Consider the following 18,825-nt stretch of genomic DNA (forward strand, 5'->3'; position numbering starts at 1 on the left):
AAATTGATATAGATCATATCTCGCCTGGCTTATAGGCCCGCAGTGTGTATGGTTTTACGACAAATGCGGAGTAAGTGCTTGATTATCCGTATAAAAATAAATTTTAAAAGTTATGAAAAGAGTTGAATTTTTTCGTTCAGCCACCTCTGAAGCAGTTAATTAATATGGAGTATTAACCATAAAAAGTAACAGTAAAGCCCAGATCAATATTATTATATTTACCCGTATTTAACTTTATTATTACAATCAACAATCATTGCCGAAGAAAATAAAAAACGGGGCAATGAAATTGCCCCGTAATATAGCCCAGACGATTGAATACGCCTACTGCTGGTAATGTTATGTGCGCTTATTTTGACCAGTAAGCGGCTTTTGCTTTCTGCAGCTTTTCGTAGGCCTTCAGCAGCGACTGATGCGCCGGGAAGGCTTTCAGATCGCTATCAACAGCCTGCAGGCCATAGAACGGCGCTTCGCCGCTCAGGGCCGCGCTGGCTGCTTCTACGGCTTCAGCACCGTACATACGCACGAAAGCATTCAGGTATTGCAGCGGTTCGCGATCCTCTTCCTGTGCAAGCAGCAGCAGGGTTTGCAGGCAGCGGTAATAGTTGGTGCGCTCGGCAGAGAAGACCGACTGGTTGAATTCCATGGTCCACTCGGTCCAGGCCAGAGCCTGATCCAAATCGCCACCCGCCAGGGCCAGCATTGCTTTCAGCTCACCGATACGCAGGGTATACCAGCCGTTGTCTTTACCGGTCGCCAGACCCAGCAGTTCGCGTACGCGGGTGAAGTCATCGTGGCCTTCTTCGTCCAGCTGGGCGATCAGGTTCAGATAATCTTCTTTCTCCCATTCGCTGCCCGGCAGTGCCAGCAGCGTTTCGCGCAGGTGTGCACCCATGCTGTTATTCGCCAGCCACAGATCTTCAGCAGGGTAGATGTCGGACATGCCCGGAACAATAATGCGGCACGCGTAGACGCCAAGATGCTCGTAATCGGCAATATACACTTCCTGATCTTCCGAGTTGAAGATCGCCATCAGCGTGGCGAACTCTTCTTCCGTGGTTCCGGCAAAGCTCCAGTCCACGAACGGATAGTCGGCGTCCTGCTTGAACATATCCCAGGAAATTAAGCCGCTGGAATCGATGAAGTGGGTTTCGAGGTTGGTATGCTCGGCCACTTCTTCGTCGTCAAACGTTGGCGGCGTAAACACGTCGAGATCTTTCAGGCTACGGCCCTGCAGCAGTTCGGTAACGGTACGCTCCAGCGCCACGCCGAAGTCCGGGTGCGCGCCGAAAGAGGCGAAGCAGGTGCCGTTGGTTGGGTTAAACAGCACGACGCAGATAACCGGGTACTTACCGCCCAGAGAGCCGTCATAGGCAAAGATTGGGAAACCTTCTGCTTCCAGTTTGGCGATGGATTCCACCACGCCCGGGTAGCGTGCCAGCACGTCTGCCGGAATTTCAGGCAGGCTGATAGATTCAGCGATGATGCGGTTTTTGATGTGGCGCTCAAAGACTTCAGACAGACCCTGCACGCGTGCTTCATTGCGGGTGTTACCGGCGGACATACCGTTGGACACATACAGGTTGCCGACGATGTTCATCGGGATATAAACGGTCTGCTCGTCAGACTGACGGGTAAACGGCAGGGCGCAGATACCGCGATCCTCGTTACCGGACTGCAGATCGATCAGCATGCTGGCGGTCAGTTCGTTGTCTGGATCGTAGAAGGCACGCAGGCGAGCGTCGAGAATACCTTTCGGCAGTTCGTCATCTTCGGTCAGCGGGAACCATTTTTCATTTGGATAGTGAACGAACGGGCCGTTAGCGATGGTCTCGCCCAGCCAGAAATCAGCGAAGAAATAGTTGGTGGACAGACGCTCAAAATACTCACCCAGCGCAGAGGCCAGTGCCGCTTTTTTTGTCGCGCCTTTACCGTTGGTAAAGCACAGGGCACACTCTTTGTCGCGAATATGCACGGACCAGACATGAGGCACCGGATTGAGCCAGGAGGCTTCTTCGATGTTAAAACCCAGGTCGGTCAGTTTCTGCTGGAAGCGAGCGATGGAATCTTCCAGGGCGGCGTCTTTGCCGGGGATAAACGTTTGAGTCATGGCGGTCACTTTTATCGTACGTAAAGCGCGCAATGATACGGGTTTTGCCTGACGGGTGCTATCTTCGGCGAAAATAAATGGCTGGACTATGCTTAGTGGCAGTAACTGACTGTTAAGGCATAGAAAAATGAAAGCATTTGATCTCCAGCGGATGGCGTTTGATAAAGTTCCTCCTGAATTTCTGGGCGAAGTGGCGCTGCGCAGCCTGTATACCTTCGTACTTGTCTTCCTGTTTCTTAAAATCACCGGCCGTCGCGGCGTACGGCAGATGTCGCTCTTTGAGGTGTTGATTATTCTGACGCTGGGTTCAGCGGCGGGGGACGTCGCCTTCTATGATGATGTGCCGATGGTGCCGGTGTTTATCGTTTTTGTCTCACTGGCGCTACTTTATCGTCTTGTCATGTGGCTGATGTCGAAAAGCGAAAAGCTGGAAGATCTGCTTGAAGGGAAGCCGGTCGTTATCGTCGAGGACGGACAGCTGGCCTGGGAAAATGTACAAAGCGCCAATATGACCGAGTTTGAGTTCTTTATGGAGCTACGCCTGAACAGCGTGGAACAGCTCGGGCAGGTGCGTCTGGCGATCATGGAAACTAATGGGCAGATCAGCGTTTATTACTATTCTGACGACGAGGTGAAGCCGGGGCTGTGTATCCTGCCGGATATGCTCATTGAGCGTTTCAGAACGGTGCCTGAATCAGGCGAGTATGCTTGCGTAAGATGTAGCCATGTTGTAGCGATGCAGCCGGGGGATCGTCAATTATGCCCTCGCTGCGCAAATCCGGAATGGACGAAGGTTAGCCGGGCCAAACGCATCACCTGACAGCCATTTTGTCGGTTTTGTCTTAACGAGGCGGCAGATTGTTTTGTGTGACGCGGGGCACATTTCACGGGTCATAAGTTTTAGACATTGCGGCGCGTGTCACTGAATGATAAAACCGATATCCACAGTTATAACTTATGGCTTTTAGCGTGGTGAGGGGAAATGGCTCAAGTCTTTAATTTCAGTTCAGGTCCGGCAATGTTGCCGGCAGACGTGCTTAAACAGGCTCAACAGGAACTTTGTGACTGGAACGGTCTCGGTACGTCGGTGATGGAAATCAGCCACCGGGGTAAAGAGTTTATTCAGGTGGCAGAAGAGGCAGAAAAGGATTTTCGCGATCTGCTGAATATTCCCTCGAACTACAAAGTATTGTTCTGTCACGGCGGTGGACGCGGCCAGTTTGCGGGTATTCCGCTGAATATCCTCGGTGACAAAACGACGGCTGACTACGTTGATGCGGGTTACTGGGCAGCAAGCGCCATTAAAGAAGCGCATAAATACTGCACGCCGAATGTGATCGACGCCAAAGTGACCGTTGACGGTCTGCGCGCCGTGAAGCCAATGCGCGAGTGGCAGCTTTCTGATAATGCAGCGTATCTGCACTACTGCCCGAACGAAACCATTGATGGGATTGCCATCGACGAGACGCCAGACTTCGGCAGCGATGTCGTGGTTGCCGCTGACTTCTCCTCCACCATTCTGTCTGCGCCAATTGACGTCAGCCGTTATGGCGTGATCTACGCGGGCGCACAGAAAAATATCGGCCCTGCAGGCCTGACGATTGTTATCGTGCGTGAAGATCTGCTGGGTAAAGCACATACATCCTGCCCGTCGATTCTCGATTACACCGTGCTGAACGACAACGATTCTATGTTCAACACCCCACCGACGTTTGCCTGGTACCTCTCCGGCCTGGTCTTCAAATGGCTGAAGCAAAACGGCGGCGTGGCGCAGATGGACAAAGTAAATCAGCAGAAAGCTGAACTGCTTTATGGCGTGATCGACAAGAGTGATTTCTACCGCAACGATGTGGCGAACGCTAACCGTTCCCGCATGAACGTACCGTTCCAGCTGGCGGACAGCAACCTGGACAAAGTGTTCCTGGAAGAGTCCTTCGCGGCAGGCCTGCACGCGCTCAAAGGTCACCGTGTCGTGGGCGGCATGCGCGCCTCCATCTATAACGCGATGCCGCTGGAAGGCGTTAAAGCCCTGACGGATTTCATGATCGACTTCGAACGTCGTCACGGTTAATTTGCTGTTTTTCACCCCCGCAGCGCCCCTGCGGGGTTTTTATTATGTTGAGTTGAGAGTTTAGTTTTCATGGAATCCCTGACGTTACAACCTATCGCGCGGGTAGATGGCACCATCAATCTGCCTGGTTCAAAAAGTGTCTCGAACCGCGCTCTGCTGCTGGCAGCTCTGGCAAACGGCACCACCGTCCTCACAAACCTGCTGGACAGCGATGACGTGCGCCATATGCTCAATGCGCTGAAAGCGTTGGGCGTTCATTACATTCTCTCCGACGATCGTACCCGCTGCGAAGTGACCGGCAACGGCGGCGCGCTGCGCTCGGGTGAAGAGCTTGAGCTTTTTCTGGGCAACGCGGGTACCGCTATGCGCCCGCTGGCGGCGGCCCTGTGCCTGGGAAGCAACAATATTGTGCTGACCGGCGAGCCGCGCATGAAAGAGCGCCCGATTGGTCACCTGGTGGATGCCCTGCGTCAGGGCGGCGCGCAGATTGACTATCTGGAGCAGGAAAACTATCCGCCACTGCGTCTGCGCGGCGGTTTTACCGGCGGTCACGTCGAGGTTGACGGCAGCGTCTCCAGCCAGTTCCTGACGGCACTGCTGATGACCGCGCCGCTGGCCCCGCAGGATACAGTTATCACGATTAAAGGCGAGCTGGTCTCCAAACCGTATATTGATATCACGCTGCACCTGATGAAAACTTTCGGCGTTGAGGTGGAAAACCAGTCTTATCAGCGCTTCGTGGTGCGCGGGGCACAGCAGTACCAGTCTCCGGGCAACTACCTGGTTGAAGGGGATGCGTCATCCGCGTCCTACTTCCTGGCCGCGGGTGCGATTAAGGGCGGAACGGTAAAAGTGACCGGTATTGGCCGTAACAGCGTGCAGGGCGATATCCGTTTTGCGGACGTGCTGGAAAAAATGGGCGCCATTGTCACCTGGGGCGATGACTTTATCTCCTGTACCCACGGTGAGCTGAACGCCATCGACATGGACATGAACCATATCCCGGATGCGGCGATGACCATTGCCACGGCGGCACTGTTCGCCAAAGGCACGACCACGCTGCGTAACATCTACAACTGGCGCGTAAAAGAGACGGACCGCCTGTTCGCGATGGCGACAGAGCTGCGAAAAGTCGGTGCCGAGGTGGAAGAGGGCGAAGACTACATTCGCGTCACGCCTCCTGCAAAACTGCAGTTTGCGGAAATCGGAACCTACAACGATCACCGTATGGCGATGTGCTTCTCGCTGGTGGCGCTGTCAGATACGCCTGTCACGATCCTTGACCCGAAATGTACCGCGAAAACCTTCCCGGACTACTTCGAACAGCTGGCACGCATTAGTACGCTGGCCTGATAACGCCTTGCCGCATCGCCCGATGCGGCATTTGCTTACGCTTCATTACGAACACCTCCGCTCATTTCTTCTACACTCTGCTTCAATCATTCCGTAATTTGCACGCAAAGGTAACAGTTGCGCACGTTGGCGCGTATAATGCGCGGCGTTCATGTAAACGGTATGCCTTATTTAAGGAGAAAAAGATGACGGCAATTGCCCCGGTAATCACCATTGATGGGCCGAGTGGCGCAGGGAAAGGGACTCTGTGCAAAGCGATGGCGGAAGCATTGCAATGGCATCTTTTAGATTCGGGAGCAATCTATCGCGTGCTGGCGCTGGCCGCGCTGCATCATCACGTGGATGTCGCGTCTGAAGAGGCGCTGGTTCCGCTGGCTGCGCATCTGGATGTGCGCTTCGTGTCAACCGATGGCAACCTGGAAGTCATCCTTGAAGGGGAAGACGTGAGCGGCGAAATCCGTACTCAGGAAGTGGCGAATGCGGCCTCGCAGGTCGCGGCCTTCCCGCGCGTTCGCGAGGCGCTGTTGCGTCGTCAGCGCGCGTTTCGTGAAGCCCCGGGTCTGATCGCGGACGGACGTGATATGGGAACCGTGGTCTTCCCTGATGCACCTGTGAAAATTTTCCTTGACGCCTCTTCGGAAGAACGTGCGCAACGCCGCATGCTTCAGTTGCAGGAAAAGGGGTTTAGTGTTAACTTTGATCGCCTTTTATCCGAGATAAAAGAGCGCGATGACCGCGATCGTAACCGCGCCGTCGCCCCACTTGTTCCAGCAGAAGATGCATTAGTTCTGGATTCAACCAGTTTAACTATTGAGCAAGTGATTGAAAAAGCGCTACAATATGCGCGCCAAAAACTGGCACTCGCGTAATCGCGACCGATTTAGCAGTACCCCCGCTGCAATGGATTGACGGCGGGTATGTGAAACAACCCCATCCGGCACGGAGCCAGGTGGACGTTAATATTAACCTGAAGATTAAACATGACTGAATCTTTTGCTCAACTGTTTGAAGAATCCTTAAAAGAAATCGAAACCCGCCCGGGTTCCATCGTTCGCGGTGTTGTTGTTGCTATCGACAAAGACGTAGTACTGGTTGACGCCGGTCTGAAATCTGAGTCCGCCATTCCGGCAGAGCAGTTCAAAAACGCCCAGGGCGAGCTGGAAATCCAGGTTGGCGACGAAGTTGACGTTGCTCTGGACGCAGTAGAAGACGGCTTCGGTGAAACCCTGCTTTCTCGTGAGAAAGCGAAACGTCACGAAGCATGGATCACGCTGGAAAAAGCTTACGAAGAAGCTGAAACTGTGGTCGGTGTTATCAACGGCAAAGTTAAAGGTGGCTTCACTGTTGAGCTGAATGGTATTCGTGCGTTCCTGCCAGGTTCTCTGGTAGACGTTCGTCCAGTTCGTGACACTCTGCACCTGGAAGGCAAAGAGCTTGAGTTCAAAGTAATCAAGCTGGACCAGAAGCGTAACAACGTTGTTGTTTCCCGTCGTGCCGTTATCGAATCCGAAAACAGCGCAGAACGCGATCAGCTGCTGGAAAACCTGCAGGAAGGCATGGAAGTCAAAGGTATCGTTAAGAACCTCACTGACTACGGCGCATTCGTTGACCTGGGCGGCGTTGATGGCCTGCTGCACATCACCGACATGGCGTGGAAACGCGTTAAGCACCCAAGCGAAATCGTGAACGTGGGCGACGAAATCACTGTTAAAGTGCTGAAGTTCGACCGCGAGCGTACTCGTGTATCCCTCGGCCTGAAACAGCTGGGCGAAGATCCATGGGTAGCTATCGCTAAGCGTTACCCAGAAGGTACTAAACTGACTGGTCGCGTAACCAACCTGACTGACTACGGCTGCTTCGTTGAAATCGAAGAAGGCGTTGAAGGTCTGGTGCACGTTTCCGAAATGGACTGGACCAACAAAAACATCCACCCATCCAAAGTTGTTAACGTTGGTGATGTAGTGGAAGTGATGGTTCTGGATATCGACGAAGAACGTCGTCGTATCTCCCTGGGCCTGAAGCAGTGCAAAAACAACCCATGGCAGCAGTTCGCGGAAACCCACAACAAGGGCGACCGTGTTGAAGGTAAAATCAAGTCTATCACTGACTTCGGTATCTTCATCGGCCTGGACGGCGGCATCGATGGCCTGGTTCACCTGTCTGACATCTCCTGGAACGTTGCAGGCGAAGAAGCAGTTCGTGAATACAAAAAAGGCGACGAAATCGCTGCAGTTGTTCTGCAGGTTGACGCAGAGCGTGAGCGTATCTCCCTGGGCGTTAAACAGCTCGCAGAAGATCCGTTCAACAACTGGGTTGCACTGAACAAGAAAGGCGCAATCGTAAACGGTAAAGTAACTGCAGTTGACGCTAAAGGCGCAACCGTAGAACTGGCTGACGGCGTTGAAGGTTACCTGCGCGCTTCTGAAGCTTCACGTGACCGCGTTGAAGATGCCACTCTGGTTCTGAACGTAGGCGACGACGTTGAAGCTAAGTTCACCGGTGTTGACCGTAAGAACCGTGCAATCAGCCTGTCTGTTCGTGCTAAAGACGAAGCTGATGAGAAAGATGCAATCGCAACTGTTAACAAACAGGAAGATGCAAACTTCTCTAACAACGCAATGGCTGAAGCTTTCAAAGCAGCTAAAGGCGAGTAATATCAGGTTCTCAGCATCAGTTGCGCTGTAACGCATTTACAGCGCGAAGGATGAGGAGCAAACTTGACAGATTGCAGGATTCGTCCTGTAATCAATAACAAAGGGCGGCTACGGCCGCCCTTGTTTAATGAGCTGTTCAGCTAATTGGTTTGAAAGGAACCGGAGGAATCATGACCAAGTCAGAATTGATTGAAAGACTTGCCAGTCAGCAACCGCATATCCCTGCCAAGGCAGTGGAAGATGCCGTAAAAGAGATGCTGGAGCATATGGCCTCCACTCTTGCCCAGGGCGAGCGCATTGAAATCCGCGGTTTCGGTAGTTTTTCTCTGCACTATCGTGCTCCACGTACCGGGCGTAACCCGAAAACTGGCGATAAAGTCGAGCTGGAAGGTAAGTACGTTCCACACTTTAAGCCGGGTAAAGAACTGCGCGATCGCGCCAATATTTACGGCAACTGAGTTTAGCCAGCCGGTTAAACTGGGTTCGAAAGAAAGCACCTGCGGGTGCTTTTTTTGTCTCTGTCGCTTTCATTCTGAAGGTGCCCCGCATTTTTCGTTTCGTTTTCTGCAACCCGTTAAATACCTTGCTGCGCTTGCTGTAAATCGCATCCTTCACACCTGACGACCCGCTCAACCTGCTTGCATACTGCCACCCTGAAACAGGGAGGTAGCAATGGGAATTCCCGCGCTTAGCGTCTGCGCCATTCTGGCGATAGTTCCGTTACTCTGGTTACCTGAACTGCCATCACCTTACACCGTGTGGGTCATGGTGGCTGGCGGGATAGTGATTGCTGCATGGCAAAACCATCGAGTGAAGTATGCTGGTATTACGCTGTTATTTTGTGCGTGGGGCATTCTGGCCGCACAGGAGAGCGTCTGGCCGATGCAGCATTTAACAACGGGGGCCGTGCAGGCCGAGGTAGAGCTCACCGCGACCGACGGCGCCACTCTGCATCAGGGAAACATTCGCCGCGTCGATGGCAAGCGCTGGTGGGCCTCCACCGGCGTAACGCTGTATGGCAATTATCTGCCCCAGAAATCGTGCGCCGGTCAGCGCTGGACCATGACGCTCAGGCTCAGGCCTGCCCATGGCGAACTGAACGACGGCGGATATGATTCTCAGCGCAGCGCTTTTGCCCAACATCAAACCCTAAGCGGGCGCTTCACCCGTGCTGAACTCGTCGATGGGCGCTGCAGCCTGCGAGCGCAATACCTGATGTCACTGCAAAACCGACTTTCGGCTTACCGCTGGGGGGCGGTTATCCTCGGACTGGGAATGGGGGAACGTCTGGATGTGCCCCGGGAAATAAAAGACCTGATGCGTGAAACTGGCACGCTGCATTTGATGGCGATTTCGGGTCTGCATATCGCGCTGGCAGCATCCCTCGTCTGGTTACTCGCACGTGGGCTCCAGTTTTTATTACCCAGCCACCGGGTCCACTGGCAGATGCCTCTCCTGGCCGGGTTGTGCTTTGCCGCTTTCTACGCCTGGCTTACCGGTCTGCAACCTCCTGCGCTACGAACGGTCATCGCGCTTGCTGTGCTTGCCATATTGCGGATCGCGGCCCGTCAATGGTCTCCCTGGCAGGTATGGGGGTGCTGTATCGCGGCGATCCTCATAAGCGATCCCCTAGCCGTACTTTCGCAGAGTCTGGCCCTGTCCGCATTTGCCGTCGCCGCGCTGATTTTCTGGTTCCAGTGGCTGCCTCTTCCTGACTGGCACCGGGCACGACGTATACGGCCGCTACTAAACCTGATCCATCTGCAGGTCGGCATGCTGATGCTGCTCATGCCGTTACAGGTCCTGATTTTCCATGGCTTCAGTATCTCCTCCCTGGTCGCGAATCTCTTCGCCGTTCCCCTGGTGACGTTTGTCTCCGTGCCGCTGATCCTGCTCGGTATGCTGCTTCATCTGCTGCCGCTGGCGGCACTGGAAAGCGTCGTCTGGTTCGCAGCAGATAAGTCACTAGCGTGGTTGTTCTGGCTCCTCATGCGCCTGCCTGACGGCTGGCAGAATGTCGACCAACGCTGGCAATACACGACATTACTGCCGTGGTTGAGCATCATTGCCTGGCGTTTTCGCGCATGGAAAACCCTTCCTGCCGTTTGTCTTGCAGGAAGCGTCTTACTGGCATTTCCTCTCTGGCGAACGGCAAAAAGCGAGAGCTGGACGCTGCATATGCTGGACGTGGGGCAGGGGCTGGCCATGGTCATTGAACGACAGGGAAAAGCCATTCTTTATGATACCGGACTCGCCTGGCCGGGCGGGGATAGCGCGCAGCGGTTAATTATTCCCTGGCTGCGCTGGCATCACCTGCGGCCTGAAGGCGTAATTCTCAGTCATGAACACCTCGACCATGCGGGAGGCCTCGCATCGTTGCAAAAAACGTGGCCTGACGTGTGGGTAAGAAGCCCCTTGCGCCAGGCGGGACATCGCCCCTGTTTTCGCGGACAGAGATGGCAATGGCAGGGACTTACCTTCAGCGTCCACTGGCCCCCTGAAAATTACCCGGCTCAGGGAAACAACCGTTCCTGCGTGGTAAAGGTGGACGACGGCAAGCAGAGCGTGCTGCTAACAGGGGACATTGAAGCACAAGCGGAACAGGCTATGCTTAGCCATTACTGGCGTTATCTGACGTCCACGCTCATACAGGTGCCCCATCATGGCAGCAATACCTCGTCTTCATTGTCGCTGGTCCAGCGGGTAGAAGGTCAGATCGCTCTGGATTCAGCGGCACGGTATAACGCATGGCGATTCCCGTCGGCAAAAATTGTCCGACGTTATCGAAAAGAGGGGTATATCTGGCATGATACCCCTCATTCTGGACAAATATCGGTGACATTCTCGCAACATCACTGGCAAATCCGGCGCTTGCGAGAGCAATATTTACCCGTTTGGTATCATCAGTGGTTTGGCGCGCCCGTCGATAACGGGTAGAATATGCGGCTATTTCAACGAATGCTGGTTTTTTGAATGCATAACGACAAAGATCTCTCCACGTGGCAAACCTTCCGCCGACTCTGGCCGATGATTGCGCCCTTTAAAACAGGCCTGATCGTGGCGGGAGTAGCGTTAATCCTCAACGCAGCCAGCGATACTTTTATGCTATCGCTTCTCAAACCGTTACTGGACGACGGTTTTGGTAAAACGGATCGCTCAGTGTTGCTATGGATGCCTCTGGTGGTTATCGGACTGATGATCTTGCGCGGCATCACCAGCTATATCTCCAGCTACTGTATTTCCTGGGTATCCGGGAAAGTGGTGATGACCATGCGCCGTCGCCTGTTCAGTCACATGATGGGGATGCCGGTCTCATTCTTTGATAAGCAGTCTACCGGGACGCTGCTGTCCCGTATTACCTACGACTCAGAGCAGGTTGCCTCCTCGTCATCAAGCGCACTGATCACCGTCGTGCGTGAGGGCGCGTCGATCATTGGCCTGTTCGCAATGATGTTCTATTACAGCTGGCAGCTGTCAATCATCCTTATCGTGCTGGCGCCGGTAGTTTCTATTGCCATCCGTGTCGTTTCAAAGCGCTTCCGCAATATCAGTAAGAATATGCAGAACACGATGGGACAGGTAACGACCAGCGCGGAACAGATGCTGAAAGGACACAAAGAAGTCCTGATTTTTGGCGGTCAGGAAGTTGAAACCCACCGCTTTGACAAAGTCAGCAACAAAATGCGTCTGCAGGGGATGAAAATGGTCTCGGCCTCTTCCATCTCAGATCCGATTATTCAGCTGATTGCCTCCCTGGCACTGGCATTCGTCCTGTATGCAGCAAGCTTCCCGAGCGTCATGGAGACGCTGACGGCGGGTACCATCACAGTGGTCTTCTCCTCTATGATTGCCCTGATGCGTCCGCTGAAATCACTGACGAACGTCAACGCCCAGTTCCAGCGCGGGATGGCCGCCTGCCAGACGTTGTTCAGCATTCTGGATTCCGAGCAGGAAAAAGACGAAGGTACACGCGAAATTGAGCGCGCCCGTGGCGATGTCGAATTCCGCAACGTTACCTTCGCCTATCCTGGTCGTGAAACGCCGGCGCTGCGTAATATCAATCTGTCCATTCCGGCGGGTAAAACTGTGGCACTGGTGGGGCGTTCCGGCTCGGGTAAATCGACCATTGCCAGCCTGATCACCCGTTTCTACGATATTAACGAAGGTGAGATCCTGTTAGACGGTCATGACCTGCGGGAATATACCCTGCAGTCGCTGCGTAATCAGGTGGCGCTGGTTTCCCAGAACGTGCACCTGTTCAACGATACCGTGGCTAACAACATTGCCTATGCGCGCACAGATGAGTACAGCCGCGAGCAGATTGAGAACGCCGCGCGGATGGCCTACGCAATGGACTTTATCAACAAGATGGATAACGGTCTGGATACGATAATCGGTGAGAATGGGGTACTGCTCTCCGGTGGTCAGCGTCAGCGTATCGCCATTGCGCGTGCGCTGCTGCGTGACAGCCCGATTCTGATTCTGGACGAAGCGACTTCGGCGCTGGATACGGAATCTGAACGCGCTATTCAGTCGGCACTGGATGAACTGCAAAAGAACCGTACCTCGCTGGTGATTGCGCACCGCCTGTCGACTATCGAGCAGGCTGACGAAATCGTCGTGGTTGAGGACGGCATCATTGTTGAACGCGGAAGCCATGCTGATTTGCTGGAACACCGCGGCGTTTACGCCCAGCTTCATAAGATGCAGTTTGGCGAATGATTGCACGCATCTGGTCCGGTGAATCCCCGCTGTGGCTGCTGCTTTTGCCGCTCTCCTGGCTATACGGCCTGGTGAGCGGCACAATCCGTCTGCTTTACCGTCTGGGGCTGAAGCGTGCCTGGCGCGCGCCGGTTCCGGTTGTGGTGGTCGGTAATCTTACGGCGGGTGGCAACGGTAAAACGCCGGTGGTGATCTGGCTGGTGGAGCAATTGCAAAAACGCGGCATCCGCCCGGGGGTGGTATCGCGCGGATATGGTGGTAAAGCGGCGCGTTATCCGCTGCTGCTGACGTCGGAAACCACGACCGCCGAAGCGGGTGATGAACCGGTATTGATTTTCCAGCGTACCGGCGCACCGGTTGCGGTCTCCCCGGTGCGCAGCGACGCCGTTCAGGCACTGCTTGCCGAACACGCGGTGCAAATCATTATCACTGACGATGGCCTGCAGCATTACGCCCTGGCGCGTGATAAAGAGATTGTGGTCATCGACGGCGTTCGCCGTTTTGGTAACGGCTGGTGGTTACCTGCAGGGCCCATGCGCGAACGCGCTTCGCGTCTTAAGTCCGTTGATGCGGTGATCGTGAACGGGGGGGAGGCGAAAACGGGTGAAATCCCGATGCACCTTCAGCCGGGTCTGGCGATCAACCTGGTGACGGGGGAACGCCGGTCGGTTGCTGAGCTGCCTTCACTGGTGGCGATGGCGGGGATTGGCCATCCGCCACGCTTCTTCGCGACGCTGGAACAGTGCGGTGCCCGGCTGGAAAAACGCGTTCCGCTGGCCGACCATCAGGCGCTGGTGGAAGGGCAGGTAGACGCCCTGACCGTACCCGGACAGGCGCTGATCATGACCGAAAAAGATGCGGTGAAATGCCGTGCCTTTGCGAAAGATAACTGGTGGTATCTGCCGGTTGACGCTGAACTCAGCGGCGAGCAGCCGGAACAATTGCTCAAGGAACTGATTGCGTTAGTGCAGTAAAGGCTTACGCGGTTCTGGTGGCGCTTTGACTGACAGGAAAACGCATGTCTTTACCGCAACTCTCGCTTTCAGCTGCACGTCATTTACACCTTGCCGCGCAGGGGCTGCTCAAAAAGCCCCGCCGCCGCGCGCAGCCTGCCGATATTCTCTCGACCGTTCAGCGCATGTCGCTACTTCAAATCGACACCATTAACATTGTGGCCCGCAGCCCTTACCTTGTCCTGTTTAGTCGCCTGGGGAGTTATCCTTCTCAGTGGCTGGATGAGGCGCTCAGCAAGGGGGAGTTAATGGAGTACTGGGCGCACGAAGCCTGCTTTCTGCCCCGCAGCGATTTTGCCCTGGTTCGCCACCGTATGCTTGCCCCTGAAAAGATGGGCTGGAAATACCGACAGGCGTGGATGCTGGAACATGCGGCCGAAATTGAGCAGCTTATCGCGCATATTCAGGAAAACGGTCCCGTACGCTCCGCCGATTTTGAACACCCGCGTAAGGGTACAAGCGGCTGGTGGGAGTGGAAGCCGCACAAACGTCATCTCGAAGGGCTGTTTACCTCTGGCAAAGTCATGGTGATTGAACGGCGTAATTTTCAGCGCGTCTACGACCTGACGCATCGCGTGATGCCGCACTGGGACGACGAGCGCGACCTGCTTACCCAGGAGGCGGCCGAGGCCGTTATGCTGGAGAACAGCGCCCGTAGCCTGGGGATTTTTCGCGCGCAGTGGCTGGCAGATTATTATCGCCTGCGTCAGCCCGCGCTAAAACCGCTGCTGGACATGTGGCAACGCGAACAGCGCGTCATCCCCGTCACGGTGGAAACGCTGGGCGAAATGTGGCTGCATGCGGATCTCCTCCCGTTATTGCCTCAGGCTCTGGAGGGGAAACTTCAGGCAACCCACAGCGCGGTATTGTCGCCTTTCGACCCGGTTGTCTGGGACAGAAAACGCGCCGAGCAGCTCTTTGATTTCAGCTACCGGCTGGAGTGTTACACCCCGGCCCCAAAGCGCCAGTATGGTTACTTTGTTTTACCGCTGCTGCATAAGGGACAGCTGGTCGGGCGCATGGACGCCAAAATGCACCGCAAGACCGGCACGCTTGAAATCATTGCGCTTTATCTGCAAGAGGGCGTCAGGGTGACGGCGAGCCTGGAAAAAGGATTAACGTCCGCCATTAGCGAATTCGCGCGCTGGCAGGGTGCCGACGACGTGACGCTGGGCCGGGTACCCGACGGACTGTTTACATCCTGTCGAAGTGGCTGGGAAACAGGCACGCCCTGAAAAGGGAATGTGTTAAGCTTTAGCGATTACCCATACGGAGGAACTATGGATCACCGTTTACTTGAAATTATTGCCTGCCCGGTATGCAACGGCAAACTCTACTACAGCCAGGACAAACAGGAGCTGATCTGCAAGCTGGACAGCCTGGCTTTCCCGCTGCGTGACGGCATTCCGGTACTGCTGGAAAATGAAGCGCGTTCACTGGTGGCAGAAGAGAGCAAACCATGAGTTTTGTTGTCATTATTCCTGCGCGCTACGCGTCTACGCGTCTGCCGGGTAAACCGCTGGTGGATATCAACGGCAAGCCAATGATTGTGCATGTCCTTGAGCGTGCAAGGGAATCTGGTGCCGACCGCGTAATTGTTGCAACCGATCATCCCGACGTCGCCCGTGCGGTTGAGGCGGCAGGCGGTGAGGTATGCATGACCCGCGCCGATCACCAGTCCGGCACCGAGCGTCTGGCGGAAGTGGTTGAGAAATGTGGTTTTAGTGATGATACGGTCATCGTTAACGTGCAGGGTGACGAGCCGATGATCCCGGCGGTGATTATCCGTCAGGTGGCAGAAAACCTGGCGCAGCGTCAGGTCGGTATGGCGACGCTCGCGGTGCCTGTTCACCATGCGGAAGAGGCGTTCAACCCGAATGCGGTGAAGGTGGTCATGGATGCCGAAGGCTATGCGCTCTATTTCTCCCGCGCCACGATCCCGTGGGATCGCGATCGCTTTGCGCTCTCTAAAGAGACCATCGGTGATACCTTCCTGCGTCATATTGGGATCTACGGCTATCGGGCCGGTTTTATTCGTCGATATGTGACCTGGGCGCCGAGTCCGCTGGAGCATATCGAAATGCTGGAGCAGCTTCGCGTGCTCTGGTATGGCGAAAAAATTCACGTTGCCGTTGCCAGCGAAGTGCCTGGTACGGGCGTTGACACGCCGGAAGATCTTGAGCGCGTTCGCGCTGAGTTGCGCTAATACCGCCTGCATCCCTCCTGACGGGGGGATGTTCCTCTCCTCGTTAATTTCCCTTTCTTTTCCCTAATTGATCTCTTCCGGGTGACATCTTCCTTCAGGACGCTCATTATAAAAGCAGTAGTCTTAATGGGGGTAATCTCATATGGAACAGCTGCGTGCCGAACTTAGCCATCTGCTGGGTGAGAAATTAAGCCGTGTCGAATGCGTGAGTGAAAAGGTCGATACCGCGCTTTGGTCGTTGTATGACAGTCAGGGCAACCCAATGCCGCTGATGGCCAGAAGTTTCACCTCACCGGGTGTGGCCAGGCAGCTTGCCTGGAAAATGTCGATGCTGGCGCGGGAGGGAACCGTCCGTATGCCGACGGTGTACGGCGTGATGACCCATGAGGAACATCCCGGCCCGGATGTACTGCTGATTGAGCGCTTGCGCGGCGTGCCCGTTGAAGCGCCCGCGCGCACGCCGGAGCGCTGGGAGCAGTTAAAAGACCAGATTGTCGAGGCGCTGCTGGCCTGGCACCGTCAGGATAGCCGCGGACTTGTCGGTCCGGTCGACAGCACTCAGGAAAACCTGTGGCCGCTGTGGTATCGCCAGCGGGTTGAGGTTCTGTGGGGGACGCTTAACCAGTTCAACAATACCGGTTTAACCATGCAGGATAAGCGAATTCTGTTTCGCACCCGCGAGTGTTTACCGGCGCTGTTCGACGGTTTTAATGACAACTGCGTGCTGATCCACGGTAATTTCACCCTGCGCAGCATGCTCAAAGACTCCCGCAGCGATCAGCTTCTGGCGATGCTGGGGCCGGGGATCATGCTCTGGGCTCCGCGCGAATACGAGCTGTTCAGGCTCAACGACAGCGGGGCGGCGGAAGGTTTACTGTGGCATTACCTTCAACGCGCGCCCGTTGCAGAAGCGTTTCTCTGGCGGCGCTGGCTTTATCTGCTCTGGGACGAAGTTGCGCAACTGGTCAATACCGGACGTTTTAATCGCGCAAACTTCGATCTGGCAACAAAATCACTCCTGCCCTGGCTCGCCTGACGATCCTTTCAGCCACTGCCAGAGGCGTCCGAGCGTCTCATAACCGACGCGATCGCTATGCATCAGCCACGCCGGGGACGGTATCGCCCGTTCCCACGGGTTGAGCGGCGCGTCGATAGCCATCTGGTTTGCCGGTGCGGGAAGCGGGTGCAGGCCTTGCTTCTCAAAGAAAATCATCGCGCGTGGCAGGTGCGAGGCGGAGGTCACCAGCAAGAACGGGACATCGCCAATCGCCTGCTTCACTGCGACAGCCTCTTCTTCGGTATCTTTTGGGCTGTCCAGGGTGATGATGGAGGAACGCGGTACGCCGAGCGATTCCGCGACTCTGGCGCCCGCTTCAGCCGTACTCACCGGGTTCGTTTTGGCCGCCGCGCCGGTGAAGATCATTTTTGATCCCGGATTCGCCAGCCACAGGCGAATGCCTTCGTTTAGCCGTGGCAGGCTGTTGTTGATCAGGTTTGAACTGGGGGCCCAGTCAGGATCCCAGGTATATCCGCCTCCCAGTACCACGATGTACGCCACTCTCTGATTTCCCTGCCATGTCGGGTACTTGTTTTCGATGGGGCGTAACAAACCATCCGCGACCGGTTGCAGGCTCAACAGCAGCAGGATAAACCAGCCGAGCGTGATAAGCGTTTTGCCACTCTTCTGAAAGCGACTGAACCACACCAGCGCCAGCCCCAGCGCGATGATGATGAGCAGCAGCGGAAGGGGAAGCATCATCCCTCCAATGTATTTCTTAAGGGTAAAAAGCATCCTTTTTGGTTCCTTTTTTGACCATATAGCAGGTGATTACCGGTGATATTACACCAGAGAGGTTCATTCTCCGCGCGGGTGTGACAAAATAGCGGTTTTGCAGTTAGCGAGTGGAACTCTCCCAATGCGGGATCGCAATTTTGATGACATCGCGGAAAAGTTTTCGCGCAACATTTATGGCACCACGAAAGGGCAGCTCCGTCAGACGATCCTCTGGCAGGATCTGGACACCATTCTGGCTACCTTTGGCGGTCAAACGTTGCGCGTGCTGGACGCTGGTGGCGGTGAAGGGCAGACGGCGATAAAAATGGCCGAGCGCGGTCATCACGTCACGCTTTGCGATCTTTCTGCTGAAATGGTCGCCCGCGCGACGCGTGCGGCAGAAGAGAAAGGTGTGAGCGACAACATGCATTTTATACAATGCGCCGCTCAGGACATCGCGCAGCATTTGGAAACCCAGGTTGATCTGATATTGTTTCATGCGGTGCTGGAGTGGGTTGCCGATCCGCAAAGCGTGTTACAAACCCTGTGGTCGATGTTGCGCCCGGGCGGCACGCTGTCGCTGATGTTCTACAATGCTAACGGCTTCCTGATGCACAACATGGTTGCGGGAAACTTCGACTATGTTCAGGTCGGGATGCCCAAAAAGAAAAAGCGCACGCTTTCCCCGGACTATCCGCGCGATCCACAGCAGGTTTATGGCTGGCTGGAAGCGATTGGCTGGCAGATTGTCGGGAAGACGGGCGTCAGGGTGTTTCATGATTATCTGCGTGAAAAACACAAACAGCGTGACTGTTTTGACACCTTAACAGAATTGGAAACGCGGTATTGCCGTCAGGAGCCTTTTGTCAGCCTTGGCCGCTATATTCACGTCACCGCGCACAAGCCGCAGATGCAAGGATAA

Annotated in this window: 16 protein-coding genes; 14 read left to right on the forward strand and 2 right to left on the reverse strand. The window is 55.0% G+C overall.

What is annotated here, in order from left to right; all coding sequences use genetic code 11:
* Window positions 1-349: 349 nt before the first annotated feature.
* Window positions 350-2,110, reverse strand: a complete 1,761-nt coding sequence (ycaO, locus tag OTG14_RS03185) for a 30S ribosomal protein S12 methylthiotransferase accessory factor YcaO (protein ID WP_090417532.1) — start codon at window positions 2,108-2,110, stop codon at window positions 350-352.
* Between the two features lie 127 nt (window positions 2,111-2,237).
* Between ycaO and OTG14_RS03190 the strand changes: the two genes are divergently transcribed.
* From OTG14_RS03190 to OTG14_RS03250, 13 genes are all read left to right on the forward strand, one after another.
* A complete protein-coding gene (locus tag OTG14_RS03190) occupies window positions 2,238-2,930 on the forward strand; it encodes a DUF421 domain-containing protein (protein WP_023310994.1) in 693 nt (230 codons plus the stop codon).
* A 162-nt stretch (window positions 2,931-3,092) separates the two neighbouring features.
* A complete protein-coding gene (gene serC, locus OTG14_RS03195) occupies window positions 3,093-4,181 on the forward strand; it encodes a 3-phosphoserine/phosphohydroxythreonine transaminase (RefSeq protein WP_024907796.1) in 1,089 nt (362 codons plus the stop codon).
* A 69-nt stretch (window positions 4,182-4,250) separates the two neighbouring features.
* Window positions 4,251-5,534, forward strand: a complete 1,284-nt coding sequence (gene aroA / locus OTG14_RS03200; protein ID WP_267214577.1) for a 3-phosphoshikimate 1-carboxyvinyltransferase — start codon at window positions 4,251-4,253, stop codon at window positions 5,532-5,534.
* A gap of 185 nt (window positions 5,535-5,719) precedes the next feature.
* Complete coding sequence (gene cmk / locus OTG14_RS03205; RefSeq protein ID WP_024907794.1) at window positions 5,720-6,403, forward strand: (d)CMP kinase; 684 nt, start codon at window positions 5,720-5,722, stop codon at window positions 6,401-6,403.
* 111 nt (window positions 6,404-6,514) lie between these two features.
* A complete protein-coding gene (gene rpsA, locus OTG14_RS03210; protein ID WP_008499966.1) occupies window positions 6,515-8,188 on the forward strand; it encodes a 30S ribosomal protein S1 in 1,674 nt (557 codons plus the stop codon).
* Window positions 8,189-8,358: 170 nt separating this feature from the next.
* Window positions 8,359-8,646, forward strand: coding sequence for an integration host factor subunit beta (gene ihfB / locus OTG14_RS03215; protein ID WP_008499965.1), 288 nt, complete (start codon window positions 8,359-8,361; stop codon window positions 8,644-8,646).
* 214 nt (window positions 8,647-8,860) lie between these two features.
* On the forward strand, window positions 8,861-11,125 hold the full coding sequence (locus OTG14_RS03220; RefSeq protein ID WP_267214578.1) for a ComEC family protein: 2,265 nt from the start codon (window positions 8,861-8,863) through the stop codon (window positions 11,123-11,125).
* A 36-nt stretch (window positions 11,126-11,161) separates the two neighbouring features.
* A complete protein-coding gene (msbA, locus tag OTG14_RS03225) occupies window positions 11,162-12,910 on the forward strand; it encodes a lipid A ABC transporter ATP-binding protein/permease MsbA (RefSeq protein WP_024907792.1) in 1,749 nt (582 codons plus the stop codon).
* Complete coding sequence (lpxK, locus tag OTG14_RS03230; RefSeq protein ID WP_267214579.1) at window positions 12,907-13,884, forward strand: tetraacyldisaccharide 4'-kinase; 978 nt, start codon at window positions 12,907-12,909, stop codon at window positions 13,882-13,884. Before msbA ends, lpxK begins: the two co-directional genes overlap by 4 nt.
* Before the next feature lie 44 nt (window positions 13,885-13,928).
* A complete protein-coding gene (locus OTG14_RS03235) occupies window positions 13,929-15,158 on the forward strand; it encodes a winged helix-turn-helix domain-containing protein (protein WP_024907790.1) in 1,230 nt (409 codons plus the stop codon).
* A gap of 45 nt (window positions 15,159-15,203) precedes the next feature.
* Window positions 15,204-15,386, forward strand: a complete 183-nt coding sequence (ycaR, locus tag OTG14_RS03240; protein ID WP_006174474.1) for a protein YcaR — start codon at window positions 15,204-15,206, stop codon at window positions 15,384-15,386.
* Window positions 15,383-16,129, forward strand: coding sequence for a 3-deoxy-manno-octulosonate cytidylyltransferase (gene kdsB / locus OTG14_RS03245; protein WP_090417527.1), 747 nt, complete (start codon window positions 15,383-15,385; stop codon window positions 16,127-16,129). The genes ycaR and kdsB overlap by 4 nt, the downstream gene beginning before the upstream one ends.
* 142 nt (window positions 16,130-16,271) lie before the next feature.
* A complete protein-coding gene (locus tag OTG14_RS03250) occupies window positions 16,272-17,165 on the forward strand; it encodes a YcbJ family phosphotransferase (RefSeq protein WP_090417525.1) in 894 nt (297 codons plus the stop codon).
* Here OTG14_RS03250 and elyC read toward each other — a convergent pair.
* Complete coding sequence (gene elyC, locus OTG14_RS03255; RefSeq protein WP_090417523.1) at window positions 17,142-17,921, reverse strand: envelope biogenesis factor ElyC; 780 nt, start codon at window positions 17,919-17,921, stop codon at window positions 17,142-17,144. The two genes, OTG14_RS03250 and elyC, sit on opposite strands and share 24 nt — an antisense overlap.
* Before the next feature lie 124 nt (window positions 17,922-18,045).
* Here elyC and cmoM point away from each other — a divergent pair, with 124 nt between their 5' ends.
* Complete coding sequence (gene cmoM, locus OTG14_RS03260) at window positions 18,046-18,825, forward strand: tRNA uridine 5-oxyacetic acid(34) methyltransferase CmoM (RefSeq protein WP_032649174.1); 780 nt, start codon at window positions 18,046-18,048, stop codon at window positions 18,823-18,825.

The organism is Enterobacter pseudoroggenkampii, assembly GCF_026420145.1.
Classification (GTDB): Bacteria; Pseudomonadota; Gammaproteobacteria; order Enterobacterales; family Enterobacteriaceae; genus Enterobacter; species Enterobacter pseudoroggenkampii.